This is a genomic window from Catellatospora sp. KI3 (assembly GCF_029948125.1).
Taxonomy (GTDB): domain Bacteria; phylum Actinomycetota; class Actinomycetes; order Mycobacteriales; family Micromonosporaceae; genus Catellatospora.
Window position 1 is genome coordinate 25,987 of the sequence record NZ_JASAMB010000010.1, and the last position, 14,957, is coordinate 40,943.

The 14,957-nt window shown below is 72.5% G+C and carries 17 protein-coding genes; 4 read left to right on the top strand and 13 right to left on the bottom strand.

The annotated features are described in order from the left end of the window. Positions 1–38: 38 nt before the first annotated feature. The 4 genes from QEZ54_RS17555 to QEZ54_RS17570 all read right to left on the bottom strand — a co-directional run bounded on the left by QEZ54_RS17555 (position 39) and on the right by QEZ54_RS17570 (position 3,133). The gene (locus QEZ54_RS17555; RefSeq protein WP_281305707.1) at positions 39–527 is read right to left on the bottom strand and encodes a DUF2269 family protein; all 489 of its coding nucleotides are present in this window, start codon (positions 525–527) and stop codon (positions 39–41) included. Further along, on the bottom strand, positions 520–1,188 hold the full coding sequence (locus QEZ54_RS17560; RefSeq protein WP_281305708.1) for a response regulator transcription factor: 669 nt from the start codon (positions 1,186–1,188) through the stop codon (positions 520–522). The genes QEZ54_RS17555 and QEZ54_RS17560 overlap by 8 nt, the downstream gene beginning before the upstream one ends. Beyond that, the gene (locus QEZ54_RS17565) at positions 1,188–2,348 is read right to left on the bottom strand and encodes a sensor histidine kinase (RefSeq protein ID WP_281305709.1); all 1,161 of its coding nucleotides are present in this window, start codon (positions 2,346–2,348) and stop codon (positions 1,188–1,190) included. Before QEZ54_RS17565 ends, QEZ54_RS17560 begins: the two co-directional genes overlap by 1 nt. Before the next feature lie 122 nt (positions 2,349–2,470). Continuing rightward, positions 2,471–3,133, bottom strand: a complete 663-nt coding sequence (locus tag QEZ54_RS17570) for a fasciclin domain-containing protein (protein WP_281305710.1) — start codon at positions 3,131–3,133, stop codon at positions 2,471–2,473. A gap of 208 nt (positions 3,134–3,341) precedes the next feature. Between QEZ54_RS17570 and QEZ54_RS17575 the strand changes: the two genes are divergently transcribed. Continuing rightward, the gene (locus tag QEZ54_RS17575; protein WP_281305711.1) at positions 3,342–4,841 is read left to right on the top strand and encodes an MFS transporter; all 1,500 of its coding nucleotides are present in this window, start codon (positions 3,342–3,344) and stop codon (positions 4,839–4,841) included. A 133-nt stretch (positions 4,842–4,974) separates the two neighbouring features. On the opposite strand, the gene QEZ54_RS17580 is transcribed toward QEZ54_RS17575, so the two are convergent. From QEZ54_RS17580 to QEZ54_RS17595, 4 genes are all read right to left on the bottom strand, one after another. Then, positions 4,975–5,661: a M23 family metallopeptidase gene (locus tag QEZ54_RS17580; RefSeq protein WP_281305712.1), complete on the bottom strand. Its 687-nt coding sequence runs from the start codon at positions 5,659–5,661 to the stop codon at positions 4,975–4,977. A 164-nt stretch (positions 5,662–5,825) separates the two neighbouring features. Further along, positions 5,826–6,290, bottom strand: coding sequence for an RDD family protein (locus QEZ54_RS17585; RefSeq protein ID WP_281305713.1), 465 nt, complete (start codon positions 6,288–6,290; stop codon positions 5,826–5,828). Continuing rightward, positions 6,287–7,045 (bottom strand): hypothetical protein, encoded by a 759-nt coding sequence (locus tag QEZ54_RS17590; RefSeq protein WP_281305714.1) that lies wholly within the window; start codon positions 7,043–7,045, stop codon positions 6,287–6,289. The genes QEZ54_RS17585 and QEZ54_RS17590 overlap by 4 nt, the downstream gene beginning before the upstream one ends. 464 nt (positions 7,046–7,509) lie before the next feature. Then, the gene (locus QEZ54_RS17595) at positions 7,510–8,241 is read right to left on the bottom strand and encodes a hypothetical protein (RefSeq protein ID WP_281305715.1); all 732 of its coding nucleotides are present in this window, start codon (positions 8,239–8,241) and stop codon (positions 7,510–7,512) included. Between the two features lie 157 nt (positions 8,242–8,398). On the opposite strand from QEZ54_RS17595, the gene QEZ54_RS17600 reads away from it, so the two are divergent. Next, positions 8,399–9,394: an inorganic phosphate transporter gene (locus tag QEZ54_RS17600; RefSeq protein ID WP_281305716.1), complete on the top strand. Its 996-nt coding sequence runs from the start codon at positions 8,399–8,401 to the stop codon at positions 9,392–9,394. 121 nt (positions 9,395–9,515) lie between these two features. Continuing rightward, positions 9,516–10,151 (top strand): DUF47 family protein, encoded by a 636-nt coding sequence (locus QEZ54_RS17605; protein ID WP_281305717.1) that lies wholly within the window; start codon positions 9,516–9,518, stop codon positions 10,149–10,151. A 132-nt stretch (positions 10,152–10,283) separates the two neighbouring features. Here the strand turns inward: QEZ54_RS17605 and QEZ54_RS17610 are convergent, their stop codons facing one another. Then, positions 10,284–10,592, bottom strand: a complete 309-nt coding sequence (locus QEZ54_RS17610) for a hypothetical protein (RefSeq protein WP_281305718.1) — start codon at positions 10,590–10,592, stop codon at positions 10,284–10,286. Positions 10,593–10,693: 101 nt separating this feature from the next. Here QEZ54_RS17610 and QEZ54_RS17615 point away from each other — a divergent pair, with 101 nt between their 5' ends. Further along, on the top strand, positions 10,694–11,395 hold the full coding sequence (locus QEZ54_RS17615; protein ID WP_281305719.1) for an MBL fold metallo-hydrolase: 702 nt from the start codon (positions 10,694–10,696) through the stop codon (positions 11,393–11,395). Positions 11,396–11,452: 57 nt separating this feature from the next. Here QEZ54_RS17615 and QEZ54_RS17620 read toward each other — a convergent pair whose 3' ends face one another. From QEZ54_RS17620 to QEZ54_RS17635, 4 genes are all read right to left on the bottom strand, one after another. Beyond that, the gene (locus tag QEZ54_RS17620) at positions 11,453–11,857 is read right to left on the bottom strand and encodes a PIN domain-containing protein (protein WP_281305720.1); all 405 of its coding nucleotides are present in this window, start codon (positions 11,855–11,857) and stop codon (positions 11,453–11,455) included. A 48-nt stretch (positions 11,858–11,905) separates the two neighbouring features. Further along, complete coding sequence (locus tag QEZ54_RS17625) at positions 11,906–13,600, bottom strand: proline--tRNA ligase (RefSeq protein WP_281305721.1); 1,695 nt, start codon at positions 13,598–13,600, stop codon at positions 11,906–11,908. 102 nt (positions 13,601–13,702) lie between these two features. Further along, the gene (locus QEZ54_RS17630) at positions 13,703–14,344 is read right to left on the bottom strand and encodes a hypothetical protein (protein WP_281305722.1); all 642 of its coding nucleotides are present in this window, start codon (positions 14,342–14,344) and stop codon (positions 13,703–13,705) included. Positions 14,345–14,390: 46 nt separating this feature from the next. Next, entirely contained in the window at positions 14,391–14,954 is a 564-nt protein-coding gene (locus tag QEZ54_RS17635; protein WP_281305723.1) for a septal ring lytic transglycosylase RlpA family protein, read from the bottom strand. Between the last annotated feature and the right edge of the window lie 3 nt (positions 14,955–14,957).

Sequence of the window (14,957 nt, forward strand, 5' to 3'; positions counted from 1 at the left end):
TTCGGGCACCGCGCCGGCGGCCGGTCGGGCGTCCCCGCTCAGATCGGTGCGCCGGTCCTGCCCCAGGGTTTGTAGACGGACAGGACGGTCGCGGTGGTCAGCACGACCACCGAGGCGATCGAGGCGTCGAGCACCTGCCGGGCCGGGTCGGTCAGCAGTCCGGCGCGGGCCGCGGCCAGGGCGTCGGCCAGCGCCGGATGCCGGGTCAGCATGGGGATGACCAGGGCGGCCAGGTTGAGGAACAGCTTGACCGCCACCCACCAGTGCTTCACCAGGCCCCAGTGCGTGCCGACGCCGAGGATGACGCCGGTGGCCAGGGCGAGCAGGCCCAGCGGCAGCACGGCGGCCAGATCCAGGGTGGACATCAGGGCGTACGCGCCCTGCCGGGTCGCCAGGTCGGCAGACCGGTCGGCGGTGATCGTCATGACCAGCATCGCGTAGGCGACGCCGAGCCAGCCGACCGAGGCGGCGATGTGCGCGGTCAGCAGTCGGCGGCGGTTGTCCCGGGACAGGCGCACGTCACTCACCGGCCCAGCCGGGCCGGACCAGGCCCGACTCGTACGCCTCGACGACCAGGTGGGCCCGGTCCCGGGCGCCTAGCTTGATCATGGCGCGGCTGACGTGGGTCTTGGCGGTGGCGGGGCTGACGAACAGCCGCTCGCCGATCTCGTCGTTGGACAGCCCGGCGGCGACCAGGGCCATCACCTCGCGTTCGCGCTCGGTGAGCGCGGCCAGCCGGTCGGTGTCGCGGGGCCGCTTCGAGCGCTGGGCGTACTCGGCGATGAGGCGGCGGGTGACGCCCGGCGACAGCAGCGCGTCGCCGCGGGCCACCACCCGGACGGCCTGGATCAGGTCGGCGGGCTCGGTGTCCTTGACCAGGAAGCCGCTGGCGCCGTGGCGCAGCGCGTCGAAGACGTACTCGTCGAGGTCGAAGGTGGTGAGGATGACGACCTTGACCTCGGCCAGGGCCGGGTCGGCGGCGATGCGGCGGGTGGCCTCGATGCCGTCGAGGCGGGGCATGCGGATGTCCATCAGTACGACGTCGGGGCGCAGGGAGGCGGTCAGCGCGACCGCCTCCTCGCCGTCGGCGGCCTCGCCCACGACGCTGAGGTCGTCCTGCGCGGCGAGCAGCGCGTGGAAGCCCGCGCGGACCAGCGCCTGGTCGTCCACCAGCAGTACCCCGATCATCACGCGGCTCCGGTCGGCAGCGCCGCGCAGACGGTGAATCCGCCCTCGGCACGCGGGCCGACCGCGACGGTACCGCCCAGCGAGGCGACCCGTTCGCGGATGCCCGCCAGGCCGTTGCCGTCGCCGGGCTCGCCGCCGCGGCCCCGGTCGGTGATGTCCAGGAGCAGCTCGTCCGCGCCGTACCCGATGGTGACCTGGGCGTTGTCGACGCCGGCGTGGCGGTGCACGTTGGTCAGCGACTCCTGCACGATCCGGTACGCGGCCAGGTCGACGGCGGCGGACAGGGCACGCGGGGCGCCGGTGACGCGCAGGTCGACGCGCAGCCCGGCGGCGGCGAAGCGCTCCACCAGCTCGTCCAGGCGGGTCAGGCTGGGTGCGGGCGTGCGGGGTGCGTCCTCGTCGACGGCGCGCAGCACGCCGAGGGTGGTGCGCAGTTCGCGCAGGGTGTCGCGGCTGGCGGTCTTGATCGCGGTGAGCGCGGTGCGGGCCTGCTCGGGGTCGGCGTCCATCAGGTGCAGCGCGACGCCCGCCTGCACGTTGATCAGGGAGATGTGGTGGGCGACGACGTCGTGCACCTCGCGGGCGATGCGCAGCCGCTCGTCGCCGGCGCGGCGGCGGCGGATCTCCGTCATCCGGTCGCGGTTGCTGCGGATCAGCTGGCCGAACAGCAGCGGCGCGGCGAGCACGACCGCGCCGGCGACGAGCCGCTCCTGGTTGCGCCACTCCGCGGCGGGCAGGTTGCCGATGAACTCCGCGACGGGCAGGTTGTACTGCCACCAGGCGGCGTAGGCGAGCGCGGCGGTGATCCAGGCGGCGGTCCGGTGCCCGAGCACGACGGCGGCGGCCAGCGAGATCACCAGGGCCAGGAAGAACGGCCCGATCGGGGGGTATCCGAGTCCGACGTAGGCGGCGGTGCAGGTGGCGGTGGCGGCCAGCGCGGCGACGGGGCTGCGGCGGATCAGGTAGAGCGACATGGCGGCGGCGAACAGCAGGCTGTAGCCGAGCACGGCCAGGTCGTACGTGCCGCCGGTGGAGTACGGGGACGCCGTGGTGTGGGTGATGGCGAAGACGGCGAGCACCTGTATCAGGCCGACGATGATCGGCGCGGCGCGGCCGCGGCGGTGGCGCAGCTCGCGGAAGTCGGGGGAGTCCCAGGTCATGCCCACAACGCTAGGTCGCGGCGGGGGCGGTGTCGTCGGGTGAGGGGAGTGAGCGCGCCTACTCCCGGGGGAGTAGGCGCGCGGTGTGTCCGGTGCGCTCGGGCGTAGCCCGGGTGCCCCGATCAGGCCGGCGGCATGAGGACGCCGTCGAGGATGTACACGGTGCCGTTCTTGGTCTTGATGTTGCCGCAGGTGATCGTCGCGGTGTCGTTGACCTTGAAGTCGGTGCCGCTGCCGCTGACCTTCAGGTCCTGGCCCTCGACGGTCTTGTGCGAGCCGTCGAGCTGGTCGGGGGCCAGGGTGCCGGCGACCACGTGGTACGTCAGCACCTTCTTGAGCAGCTCCGGGTCGGCCATGACGCGGTCCAGGTCGGCCTTGGGCACCTGGCTGAACGCCTCGTTGCTGGGGGCGAACACGGTCAGCTCCGGGGCGGAGTTGAGCGTGTCGGCGAGCCCGGCCTTGGTGATCGCCGCGACGAGGGTGGACAGCTGCGGGTTGCCCGCGGCGGCCGAGGCGAGCGGCTGCTGCGCCATCTGCTCCATGCTGCCGGCCATGGCCGGGTCGGTCGGCAGGGCCGCGCAGCCGGTGCCGAACGTGCCGCCGGGGCCCATGCTCGCGCCCGGGCTCATCATGCCCATGCTGGGGCTCATCATGGGCATGCCGGTCTCGGACTGGCGCGCCTGCGGGGTGGTCATGTTCTCGCTGCCGCCGCAGGCGGCCATGGCCAGGGCCAGCGAGAGGGCGACCAGACTCGCCGCGGCGGTCAGCTTCTTCTTGCCGTACATGACTGGGTGGGTCCTTTCTCCGGTGAAACCTCCACCGGTGATTCGACACCGAACACCGCCCGGAATGGTGCAATTCACGCAGATTTCGCCATAATTGTTTCGAAAGGGCGCCCGCCAGGTCGTGATGCACGCCTCAGACCTGCGGAAACACGGCCGACGGCTGGCTACCGTCGGTGCGACTCCACCCCGTACCTCAAAGGCTGCCCCTGTGACTGCCACCCTCACCCGCGCCGACGGGCCCGCCCCGGCCGCCGCGCCGGTCCACCCCCGCCGCTGGCTCGCCCTGGCGATCATCGCGCTGGCCCAGCTCATGGTGGTCCTCGACGCGACCATCGTGAACATCGCGCTGCCGAAGATGCAGGTCGACCTGGAGATCAGCGACGCGCAGCGGCAGTGGGTGCTCACCGCCTACACGCTGACCTTCGGCGGGCTGCTGCTGCTCGGCGGCCGCATCGCCGACTACTGGGGCCGCAAGCGCACCTTCGTCGTCGGCGCGATCGGCTTCGCGCTCGCCTCGGCGCTGGGCGGCGCCGCGCAGGACGGGCTCACCCTGTTCGCCGCGCGCGGCCTGCAGGGCGTCTTCGGCGCGCTGCTCGCCCCGGCCGGGCTGGCCCTGCTGACGGTGCTGTTCACCGAGGCCAAGGAGCGGGCCAAGGCCTTCGCCGTGTACGGCGCCATCGCCGGCGGCGGCGCCGCCATCGGGCTGCTGCTGGGCGGCGTGCTCACCGAGTACGCGAACTGGCGCTGGTGCCTGCTGGTCAACATCCCGATCGCCGTCATCGCGATCGCCGCCGCGCTGCCCGTCGTGCCGGAGAGCCGCGCCCAGGGCAACACCCGCTACGACATCCCCGGCGCCGTCACCGTCACCCTCGGCCTGATCGGCCTCGTGTACGGCCTCACCAAGGCCGCCGAGCCCGCGTACGGCTGGGAGTCGCCGGTGTCGCTGGGCTTCATCATCGGCGGTGCGCTGCTGCTGGCCCTGTTCGTGGCCATCCAGCTCAAGTCCAGCCACCCGCTGCTGCCGCTGCGGATCGTGCTCGACCGCAACCGGGGCGGCGCGTACCTGTCCGGCATCCTCACCGGCGCCGGGCTGATGGGCGCGTTCTTCTTCCTGACCTTCTACTTCCAGGGCATCCTGCTCTACACGCCGATCCAGGCGGGCCTGGCCTCGCTGCCGATCTCGGCCGGAGTGTTCATCTCGGCCGGTGCCGCCAGCCAGCTCATGCCGAGGCTGGGCGCGAAGCCGCTGATGGTGGCCGGGGCGGTGCTCGCCGCCGGGGCGATGTTCTTCCTCACCCAGATCGGCCTGGGCACCGCGTACGCCACGCACGTGCTGCCGGGGGCGCTGGTGCTCGGGCTCGGGCTCGGGTTCACGTTCGTGCCGCTGTCCAGCCTGGCGCTGGTGGGCGTGCCGGAGCACGACGCCGGGGCGGCCAGCGCGACGCTGAACGCGACGCAGCAGGTGGGCGGTTCGCTGGGGGCGGCGCTGCTGAGCACGTTCGCGCTGAACGCGTCGGCGGCGTATATGACCGAGCACCTCGCGGACGGGCCGCTGCCGCTGGTGCAGGCCAACGCGGCGGTGCACGGGTACACGGTGGCGTTCGCGTGGGGCGGTGGGCTGCTGACGTTCTCGGCGCTGGTCATCCTGCTGCTGATCAAGGTCAGCCGGAAGGACCTCCCCGCCGAGGCCGCCATCCACGTCGGCTGACCCGCTGCTCCAGCCCGCAGCACCTCCCCCCGGGGGTTTGAATTGACGCTGGCCTATCCAGAAGACGATTTCTCGGAGAACCGTCTTCTGGATAGGCCAGCGTCAATGCTAAGTGGGGCGGGGTGACGGCCGGTCAGGGGGCGGTGGGCTTGGTGGGGCAGCCGTTCTTCTTCTGCCACGCGGTGATCTCGGCGAGGGGAGACTTCTGGCCGCCCTTCTTCCACGAGTCCAGGTACTTCCACGGCCAGATCACGCCGCGCCGGTTCCACCAGTCGTCGGTACGCGCGCACACCGGCGAGATGCCGAAGTGCAGGTGGCAGGCGCTGGCCAGCCCGGTCTGGCCGACCTTGGCCAGCTTCTGGCCGGCGGTGACCCGCACCCCGGGCTGGATCGACGCCTCGATCGCCGAGAAGTGCGAGCCGTAGTAGCGCACGCCGTCGTCGCCGAGGATGGAGACGTTCAGGCCGCCGCGCAGGGCGCCGTCGTCCTTCTTCGGGTCGTACCGGTTGACCCGGTCGACCTCCAGCACCACCCCGTCCACGGCCGAGACGACCTGGGCGCCGCACTTGGCCATGACGTCGGTGGCCGGGTAGTCGTGGTGCGTGTGGCCGTAGGACGTGTTGCCGAGCACCGGGTAGACGTACCTGCCCTGGTAGCCGGTGGGGCTCGGGCGGGGGGAGGGGCTGGGCGCGGTCGACGGGCTGGGGCTCGCGGACGGGCTGGTCGCGGGTACGAACGCGGGCGCGGCCGCTGGGGCGGTGCCGCAGGCGGCGAGCGCGGCCAGCGCGACCGCGCCGGTCACGAGGAGGGGTAGGCGCACAGCAGCCGACCCTACCCCCGCCGCGATCGACCGGCCCGCCCGCGCCCGCCCGCGCCGGGCCGCGCCGTGGAGGGGCGGTGCGGTTTCGGGGAAAGTGCAGGAATCATGGGCCGGATTCGTGCAGTTTCCCCGAAACCGCACGAACCCCGCCGTGGGGCGGGTGGTCAAGGGGTCGGGAGGCGGGGCTGGCGGCGGCGAGGGGCGTAGCGGACGACGGTGCCGAAGACGCGGTCGTGCCAGGCGCGGCGCTGGTCGTCGGTGAGCACGCCGAGCATGCCGAGCAGCCATACCGGCGGGAAGGCGAGGCCGACCGCGGCCCGCAGCAGGGCGCGGCCCGGGCCCAGATGGCGCCCGTCGGGTCGGCGGACCACGGTGCCCAGCAGCAGGCTGCCGACGGTCTGGCCGGTCAGCCACCAGCAGGCGGCGAAGTACACGACCGGCAGCAGCGCGGCGATCAGCCCGGTGGTGGCGTCGAGCCAGCCGGGCGTGCTGCCCTCCAGGGTGCGCCAGACCGACGGTACGCCGGTGACGACCAGGGAGGCGGCCAGCGCGAGCAGGCCGGCGTCGATGGCCAGGCCGGCCAGGCGCGAGACGATTCCGGCGTACGGCTGACGGCGGGGCGCCGTCACCGGTCGCCGTTCGTATGGTGCACGTGGAACAGCCGCCGGAACGACTCCTCGATCCGGTCGTCGGCGCCGGCGGAGGTGCTGCGCAGTTCGTCCGCGGCGTTGGCGAGCATGCCCCGGCTCTGCTCGGTGATCAGCGCCTGCAGGCGCGGGTCGCGGGTGAGGTCGTCGATGACGACCGGGATGACCTTGTGCCGGATCTCCGGCAGCGCGCCCTCGACCAGGCGCGGCACCACCCGGTCGATCAGGTGCGGCACCAGGTTGTCGATTATGCGGGGCACGATGGTGCGCTCGAGCCAGGACACGGTCTCCTCGACGGTGCCGTTGAACGCGCGCAGCGCGGCGGCGCGGCCGGTCAGCAGGGTGTCGCGGCCGCGGGCGCCGGCCACGGTGACGGCGTCCCGGCCGCGGTCGCGGGCGTCGTTGACGGTGTCGCGGGCGGTGGCCAGCGGGGCGACCCGCGGTACGGCGGCGTCGACGCCGGCGCGCAGGCGCCGGGCCTGGTCGCGGCCGGTGTCGGCGAGCCTGGCCGCGGTCTGCCGGGCCAGTTCGGCGCCCTGCTGGGTGAAGCCGACGGCCACGGCCAGTGGCGAGCGGGCGTCGACCAGTGCCGGTTCGACGCCGCTGGTGAGCAGGTCCTGGGTGCGCTGCTGGTCTTCGGGGTCTGTGCCGCCCAGCCGCCTGAGCCGCTCGGCGACCAGGACCGCCGCGCCGAGGGCCAGCCCGGTGAGCCCGGGTTGCCGCTGCTTTTCCGACATAACATGAATTTACGTCAAAACAGGAGCCCAGCTCGGGAAATGGTGCAGCTCGGGAGCCGTCGCGGCCGGGAAATGGTGAAGCCCGGGGGACTGGCCTGCCCCCGGGCCTCGTGATGCCGCCGACTTGCACACGCCAGCACGTTTAAGCGTACGGATCAGTCGTGAAGTCCCCGCGTCCTACCGTTGGAACTACCGCGCCATGTAGCGGCGCAGACTGGATTCGAACCAGCACCTCGGTGGATGTCGTCCGTACGCGGTCGATCTGGCGATCGGCGGCGAATGCTGAATCTGGAGCGAGAATCTGAGTCTGATCGCGGCTGCCTCTGCCTATTTGGGCTACTCCCGCATGTGGTGCGGGAGGCAGGAGTCGAACCTGCACCTGTACCGCGTTCGTCAGCTTCAGCGTCAGCTTCAGCTTGCGCTCCTGGCGCACCCCCCGCCCTCCGGCGGGGGGAGTCTCATGGTCAGGCGAACAGGTACCCGAACACCTTCTCGCCGACGTGGCGGTCGACGGCCTCGGTGTTGTTGGCCTCCTCGCGGGCGAACTTGACCGCCTGCTGCAGCCGCTCCACCCGGTCCAGCAGCACCGACACCCGCTTGGCCGGCAGCGCCCCGGAGAACTTCACCGTGGTCCAGTAGCCCACCGCGATGTCCTCGTAGTACACCTCGACCTGCGCCGGGTGCTTCTCGGTCGCCTCGGCCTTGACGTGGTTGCGCGGCACCTTCTTGGTGCGGATCGTGCGCACCGGCTCGGTCGACCAGCAGTCGGCGGAGTCGCTGAACACCCACGACTCGGCCGCGTCCAGCACCGGCAGCTTCTTGACGAAGGTGTGCAGGTCGGTGAGCTGCTTCTCCAGGAACAGCAGGTACGTCACGGGCACGTCGGACAGCAGCACCCGGTCGTCGACGACGACGTCGGCGCGCGCGACGCAGTTGGTGGCGTCCTTGGTCGCGGTGACGTCGAACAGGCGGGTCAGCGTGGTCGAGATCTGCCGCAGCACGTCCTCGGCGCGGGCCTGCACCCGGGTCGCCTCGGGCGGCAGCTGCTCGCCCTCCTCGTCCTTGGCCTGGTACGTCCGCGAGATGCCCGACAGCAGCGCCGGCTTCTGCACGGCGTGGTGGGCCTCGGTCAGGTCCTGAAACGAGCGGCTCTTGACGCCCTTCTCGACCGCGATGATCTGGTTCAGCTTCGCCATGGTGTTCCTCCCGAGCCGGAACCCTATGCGAGCCGCGCCAGGGGTCGCAAAAGGATTAGCGACCGATTCGCCCAGGTGTGCACCCTGTCATCAGTCGATCACGTACGGTAGGTTTCTGCACAGTCCGGCTGCGGCGGTCGACCGCCATCGAGCACGGATGACCCTGCGCAGCCGGGGGGTGGTCGAGATGCCGATCGTGTTCGCGATGCTCGCCACCGGATTCGTCTTCGTCTGCGGCGCCAACGACGGCGCCGCGCTGCTGTCGCTGGCACTGCGGCGCGACGTCCCGCTGTTCGGGGTCCTCGCGGTGCTGCTCACCGCCATCGTGGTCGGCCCGGCCCTGTTCGGACTCGCCGTGGCCCGCACCTTCACCGACCGCCTCGTCGACGCCCACGCCGTACGCGGACCGCTGATCCTGCTCGCCGGCGTCACCGTCGCCCTGGCCCTGGTGCTGCTGCTGACCTGGCGCGGCGTACCCACCAGCCTCACCCTGGCGGTCCTGGGCGGCCTGGCCGGGGTCGGCGCCGGGCTCGGCGTGCCGCCGGTCTGGTCCACCCTCGGCCTGGTGCTCGCCGTCGCGGCGGTCGCACCGCTGCTCGGCGGCCTGCTGGGCTACCTGCTCGGGCTGGCCGCCCGCCGCCTGCCCACCAGCGCCCGGCTGCCAGGCGCGCTGCGCTACGCCCACGTAACGGCCTTCGCCGGGCAGAGCCTGGCCTACGCCGCCAACGACGGCCAGAAGATGTTCGCCGTCGTGGGAGTGGCCCTGGCCGTCGCGCACCGGGCCCGGGGCATGCTGGCCCCGACGGTGCCGGTGCTGTGCGCCACCGCGCTGGTGTTCGCGCTGGGGGCCGTGGCCAGCCTGCGCCGCATCTCGCGCGGCGCGACCGCCGGGCTGCTGCCGCCGCGCCCCTGGCACGTGGTGTCGGCCGAGGTCGCCGCCGCGACCGCGGTGCTGGGCAGCGCCGGATTCGGCGTACCGGTGAGCATGACCCAGTCGGCGGCGGCCGGGCTGGTCGGCGCCGGGGTCAGCTGCGGGGCGCGCCGGGTGCGCTGGCAGTTCGCCACCCCCGTGATGACCGCGTGGCTGGTCACCCTCCCTGCCAGCCTCACCCTGGGCTTCGCCGCGGGCCTCCTCCTCCGGGAGCTCCGATGAGCGCGGCGTCCGTCCCCGTCACCAGGCGAGGGCGCAGTTTCGGGGAAATTGCCGCAATCCGGGCCGAGATTCGTGCACTTTCCCTGAAACTGCACCCAGGACGCGTAGGGGTGAGGGTGGGATGAGGCTGCGGCGGGTGCTGGATGATCTCGCGGGGCGGGCGCCGCGGCGGGTGCTGTCCATCGTGGTCGCGCAGATCGACGCGGCGCTGGAAGGGGTGGCGCTGGCGGTCGCGGTGACCATCGGGGAGCTGGAGCCGCCGCTGGCCCGGCTGCGGATCGCCGAGATCGAGCACGTCGGCGACGCCCACCGGGGCCGGCTGGTCGCCGAACTGGGGGCGGCGCTGACCACCCCGATCGACCGGGAGGACCTGTTCCGGCTGTCGCGGTCGGTCGACGACGTGCTGGACCACCTGCGCGACTACGTACGCGAGACCGATCTCTACGGGGTGCGCCTGGACGCCGGGGCGGTGGCGATGCTGGAGCAGGTCGCGATCGGCCTGCGGGAGCTGCGGCGGGCGCTGGACCGGCTGATCGAGCGGCCCGCCGAGGCGGCCGAGGCGGCGCTGGCCGCGCACAAGCGGTCCGGGCGGGTCCGCCACCTGTACGCCCAGGCGCTGGCCGACCTGCTCAGCGGCGACATCACCGCCCCGGTGCTGAAGCAGCGGGAGCTGCTGCGGCGGCTGGACGTGGTGGGGCTGCGGCTGGCGGAGTGCGCTGACGCGCTGGCCGACGCCATGCTCAAGCGCAGCCTCTGACTCCCGCCTGGAGGGAAAGGAAGGGACCCCTCTTATCTCTTTGCGAGGTAGAGGGGTCCCTTCTTAACGCAGGTCCCGGCTGGGTGCGAGCAGTCGGGCGGCGCGGGGGTGCGGGTGGTGCGTGCGGCCGGGTCAGCGGTCGGCGGCGCCGGGGCCCACCCAGCGGCCCAGCGGGCGGGTCGGATCGTCGTCGTCGTCCTTCTTGTCGCCCGCGGCGGCCAGCAGGCCGGCCAGGCCGCCGCTGCCGATGCCGCTCTTGGACAGGCGGGTGTCCAGGGCGGTCGGGCCGGAGCCGGTGGCGTCGGTGAGCGCCTGCATCTGCGCGGCCTCGTCAGGGGTGAGGCCGTACTGCTCGGCGACCTCGTCGGGGCTGGTCCGGGCGTGCGCGGCGAACTCGGGGTCCGTGGCCATCCGCTCGACGACCTCAGGGAATCGGGACATGATCTTGGTCCTTTCGCTGGGTGGTCCATTGTGTGGGGTAACACGGACTGCGTCCAACTGCGGTAAGAATGCTGACGGTTTCACTTTACGAGAGGAGTCGAGTGCGATTCACGGTCGTCGGCTGTGCGGGCTCGGTCCCCGGGCCGGACAGCGCCAGCTCCTGCTACCTGGTCGAGCAGGACGGATACCGGCTCCTGCTGGACCTGGGCACCGGCTCGGCCGGGCCGCTGCAGCGGTACTGCGCCCCTGAGCAGGTGGACGCGGTGCTGGTCAGCCATGCCCACATCGACCACTACTTCGACCTGAACGCGCTGTCGTACCTGCGGCAGCGGGTCGGCGCCGCGCCGCTGGACGTGTACGGCCCGGCGAACCTGCCCGCCGCGCTGCGCTGGACCGACGAGGCGCTGCTGCGGCTGCACACCGTCACGCCGCCCGGCCCGCTGGCGCTGGGGCCGCTGGCGGTGCGGCTCGCGGCGGTGGAGCACGGGATGGAGTCGTACGCGTACCGCGTCGGCGACGCGCTCTGCTACACGGGCGACACCGCGCCCTGCGCCGAGCTGGACAAGCTCGCCGACGGGTGCGCGGTCCTGCTCGCCGAGGCGTGCGGGTACGAGGCGGACAGCGTGCCCCGCCACCTCAGCGCCGCCGACGCGGGCCTGCTGGCGGCGCGGGCCGGTGCCCGGCTGCTGGTGCTCACCCACCTGCGCTCGTGGCTCGACCACGACCGCCTGCTCGCCGAGGCCGCCGCCGTCGCGGGCTGCCCCGTGGTGCTGGCCACCCCGGGCCTGCGCCTGCGCGCCTGACGTTGCCCAGTGGGGAGAGCACTCAAGGCGTACGGACGCTGTCGCGCGGTGGACACCTCAGGTGATCACGCGCTGGATCTGCAGCTCTGAGGCACGGGCGATCACCTCGTAGTCGCGGTCGTCGTGCAACACGACGAGCCTGTTCTTCATCGCTGTCACGGCGACCAGCAGGTCGACCGGCGACGCCCCGCTGTGCTGGCTGGTTATGGCCAGCTCGTCCTGGAGTTCCAAGGCGCGTGCCCAGCAGTCATCGGGAATCGGGCACCGCCCGCACAGTTGGCGGATCATGCGTTGAATCTGCGGTCGGCGGGTGTTGGTGGGCGTGTCTCGCAATAGTTCCAGCTCGACCGGGTCGCAGATGGCTACGGTGCCCGCGGTGACGGCGTCGATCCAGATCTGGTCCGCCTTGCCGGTCAGTATCCGAATCACCGCGCTGGTGTCGGCGAGAAAGCGCGTGCTCACTCGGCCTGCTTGTCGGCTTGGTGCCGGGCCTCCCAGGCGGCGGCGATCCTAAGCAGCGAACAGTTCGCTGAGATGAGTGACTGCGCTGGCGAGCGGGGTGCGCGTGGTCTCGCCGGTGGCGCGGGTGGTGACCTCGACGGTGCCCTCGGCCAGGCCGCGGGCGCTGACGGTGATCCGGTACGGGATGCCGACCAGCTCGATGTCGCTGAACTTCACCCCGGGGCGCTCGGCCCGGTCGTCGAGCACCACGTCGACCCGCCGCGCGCGCAGCTCGGCGTACAGCCCTTCGGCCGCCGCCGCCACCTGCTCGTCGTTGCCGAGCTGGGCGATGGCCACCACGAACGGGGCCACCGCGGCGGGCCAGACGATGCCGCGCTCGTCGTGGTGCGTCTCCACGATCGCGGCCAGCGCCCGCTCCACCCCGATCCCGTAGCTGCCCATGATCGGGGTGATCCGCTCGCCGTCGGCGGCCAGCACGGTCACGCCGAGGGCTTCGGTGTAGCGGCGGCCGAGTTTGAAGATGTGCCCGATCTCGACCGTGCGCAGCACGTCCAGGGGCTGCCGGCAGCGGGGGCAGGGTTCGCCGGCGACGACTTCGCGCAGGTCGGCCCAGCGGCCGACGGCGATGTCGCGGTCCAGGTCTACCCCGCGCAGGTGTACGCCGTCGCGGTTGGCGCCGGTGGTCATGTCGCGGCGGCCGCGCAGCGCCTCGTCGGCCAGGATCGGCAGGTCCGTGACGCCGACGCCGCCGAGGCTGCCGGGCAGGGCGCCGAGGGCGGCGCGGATCTCCTCGGGGTGGGCGGGGCGGACCTCGACCGCGCCGATGGTGTCGATGAGCTTCTGCTCGACCAGGGCGTGGTCGCCGCGCATCAGCACCAGCGTGAGCTGGTGGTCGACGACGTACACGAGGGTCTTCACCTGGCGGTCGGCGGTGACGCCGTAGTCGCGGACGAGGTCCTCGATGGTGCGCGCGTCCGGGGTGTCGAACGGCTCCGGCGCGGCCAGGCCCGCGCCGTCGGCCGCGGCGGGCAGGTGCGAGGTGGCCTTCTCGACGTTGGCGGCGTAGCCGCAGGCGCAGTGGACCACGATGTCCTCACCGGCGTCGGTGGGGCACATGAACTCGGTGGAGTCGCTGCCGCCCATGATGCCGCTGGATGCCTCGACGGCGATGGCGGGGATGCCGAGGCGGGCGAAGACGCGGTGGTAGGCGTCGCGGTGCGCGGCGAAGGACCGGTCGAGCCCGTCGGAGTCGGTGTCGAAGCTGTACGAGTCCTTCATGGTGAACTCGCGTACCCGGATGAGGCCGCTCTTGGGGCGGGGCTCGTCGCGGAACTTGGTCTGGAACTGGTACCAGCGCTGGGGCAGGTCGCGGTAGGAGCGCAGCTCCTGGGCGACGGTCGTGAAGATCTCCTCGTGGGTCATGCCCAGGGCGAGGTCGGCGTCCTTGCGGTCGGTCAGCCGGAACATCTCCGATCCGATCTTGTCCCAGCGGCCGCTCTTCTGCCACACGTCGGCGGGCTGCATGGTGGGCAGCAGGAATTCCTGGGCGCCGATGGCCGACATCTCGTCGCGGATGATGTCGATGATCTTCGCGCGGACGCGGACGGCGAGCGGGAGCAGGCTGTAGTGGCCCGCCATCAGCTGCCGGATGTATCCGGCGCGCAGCAGCAGCCGGTGGCTGACCGCGTCGGCGCCGGCCGGATCCTGGCGCAGCGTCGGGACGTACATCTCTGACCAGCGCATATTGACGACACCTGCACTCTCTGCTGCGGACCGGAACCGGGTTGCGCCGATCCTAGGCGGCGGCGCTCCCACCCTGCGACCGGATAACGGCAGGTCGGGCCGTCACGTGTCGCTGCGGTCCTGCATCTCCCAGGCGTGGTCGAGCACGTGCCAGGCGATGCGGCGGGCGGCGTAGGGAACGTGCCAGCCGCCGGGCACGGGCGGGCTGCCGTCGCGCGGTGCGGCCAGCACGTCGAGGATGTCGGTGCGCAGCGCCGCGACGGCGGCGGCGTCGTCGAAGGCGGGGGCTTTGTGCCTGACTCCGATCTTGCGGGCGTACGACGCCTCGGCGGCCACCACGTGACCCAGCATCCGGTCCCGGTCCCGCCCGCCGCCCCGGACGCCTTTGCGCAGCTCGGCGGGGGCGTGCGCGGCGGTGTCGGCGAGCACCTCCCAGGCCGCGCGCACCAGCGCGCCCGTGCGGGCGGCCTGCTCGGCACCGTACGGGCGGCGGTCGGCTCCGGCGGGGCGCTCGGGGGCGCCGAAGTCGGTGGTGCTGCCGCCGTCGACCCGCTCGACCACGCGCAGCGCCCCCGTCTCGAAGGGGATCTTCGCGCGCCCGGCCACCACCGCGTAGCGGTCGGCGTACGCGGTGAGCGCCGCGAGCGCGGACTCCGCGTCGCGGCCGGAGCGGCACCAGCCGGGCCACTCCAGCGCGCACGCGAAGATCCGCTTCGAGCCGAGTTCGAGGTATACGGACGCCATATCGACATCTTGGCATGCCTCTGGCGCCTTTGCGCCGGTCGGCGTGCTACTTGAGGATGTCGTACCGCACCGTGGTGACGCCGCTGGACAGCTTCGCGATCTCGGCGAAGGCGGCGCGGGACAGGTCGAGGCAGCGCCCGGCGATGTACGGGCCGCGGTCGTTGATGCGTACCACCACGGACTTGCCGTTGGCGGGGTTGGTGACGCGGACCCGGGTGTTGAACTTGAGGGTCTTGTGCGCCGCGGTCAGCTCGTCGGGGTTGAAGCGCTCGCCGTTGGCGGTGCCCTGCCCCTCGGCGTAGAACGAGGCCTTGCAGGTGCCCGAGCCCACGACGGTGGTCCTGGGGCCGTCGGTGGCGGTCGCGGCGCGGACGGCGCCGCGGGAGACCTTGTCGGGGATGCGGTTCACCACGATCGGGGTGACGCTGGGTGAGGCCGCCGCGAGACTGTCGGCGTGCTGCGTCGTGCCTGTGTCGGTGCCGGTGTCCGTCGAGGTGGCCTCGACGGCGAGCGCGGTGCCGCCGACCAGGATGGCCGTGGCGACGGTGGCGGTGGCGATGGGGGCGAACGTCCTTCGGGGCTTGTGCTCGAGGGAATGTCGGCCGGACAAGTC

Bases quoted from the DNA above. Each gene is read 5' to 3' on its own strand.
- QEZ54_RS17565 (WP_281305709.1), bottom strand. From the start codon at position 2,348: ATGACCTGGGACTCCCCCGACTTCCGCGAGCTGCGCCACCGCCGCGGC.
- QEZ54_RS17605 (WP_281305717.1), top strand. From the start codon at position 9,516: ATGAGGCTGCGGCGGGTGCTGGATGATCTCGCGGGGCGGGCGCCGCGG.
- QEZ54_RS17630 (WP_281305722.1), bottom strand. From the start codon at position 14,344: ATGGCGTCCGTATACCTCGAACTCGGCTCGAAGCGGATCTTCGCGTGC.
- QEZ54_RS17595 (WP_281305715.1), bottom strand. From the start codon at position 8,241: ATGGCGAAGCTGAACCAGATCATCGCGGTCGAGAAGGGCGTCAAGAGC.
- QEZ54_RS17560 (WP_281305708.1), bottom strand. From the start codon at position 1,188: ATGATCGGGGTACTGCTGGTGGACGACCAGGCGCTGGTCCGCGCGGGC.
- QEZ54_RS17570 (WP_281305710.1), bottom strand. From the start codon at position 3,133: ATGTACGGCAAGAAGAAGCTGACCGCCGCGGCGAGTCTGGTCGCCCTC.
- QEZ54_RS17600 (WP_281305716.1), top strand. From the start codon at position 8,399: ATGACCCTGCGCAGCCGGGGGGTGGTCGAGATGCCGATCGTGTTCGCG.
- QEZ54_RS17590 (WP_281305714.1), bottom strand. From the start codon at position 7,045: ATGTCGGAAAAGCAGCGGCAACCCGGGCTCACCGGGCTGGCCCTCGGC.
- QEZ54_RS17625 (WP_281305721.1), bottom strand. From the start codon at position 13,600: ATGCGCTGGTCAGAGATGTACGTCCCGACGCTGCGCCAGGATCCGGCC.
- QEZ54_RS17610 (WP_281305718.1), bottom strand. From the start codon at position 10,592: ATGTCCCGATTCCCTGAGGTCGTCGAGCGGATGGCCACGGACCCCGAG.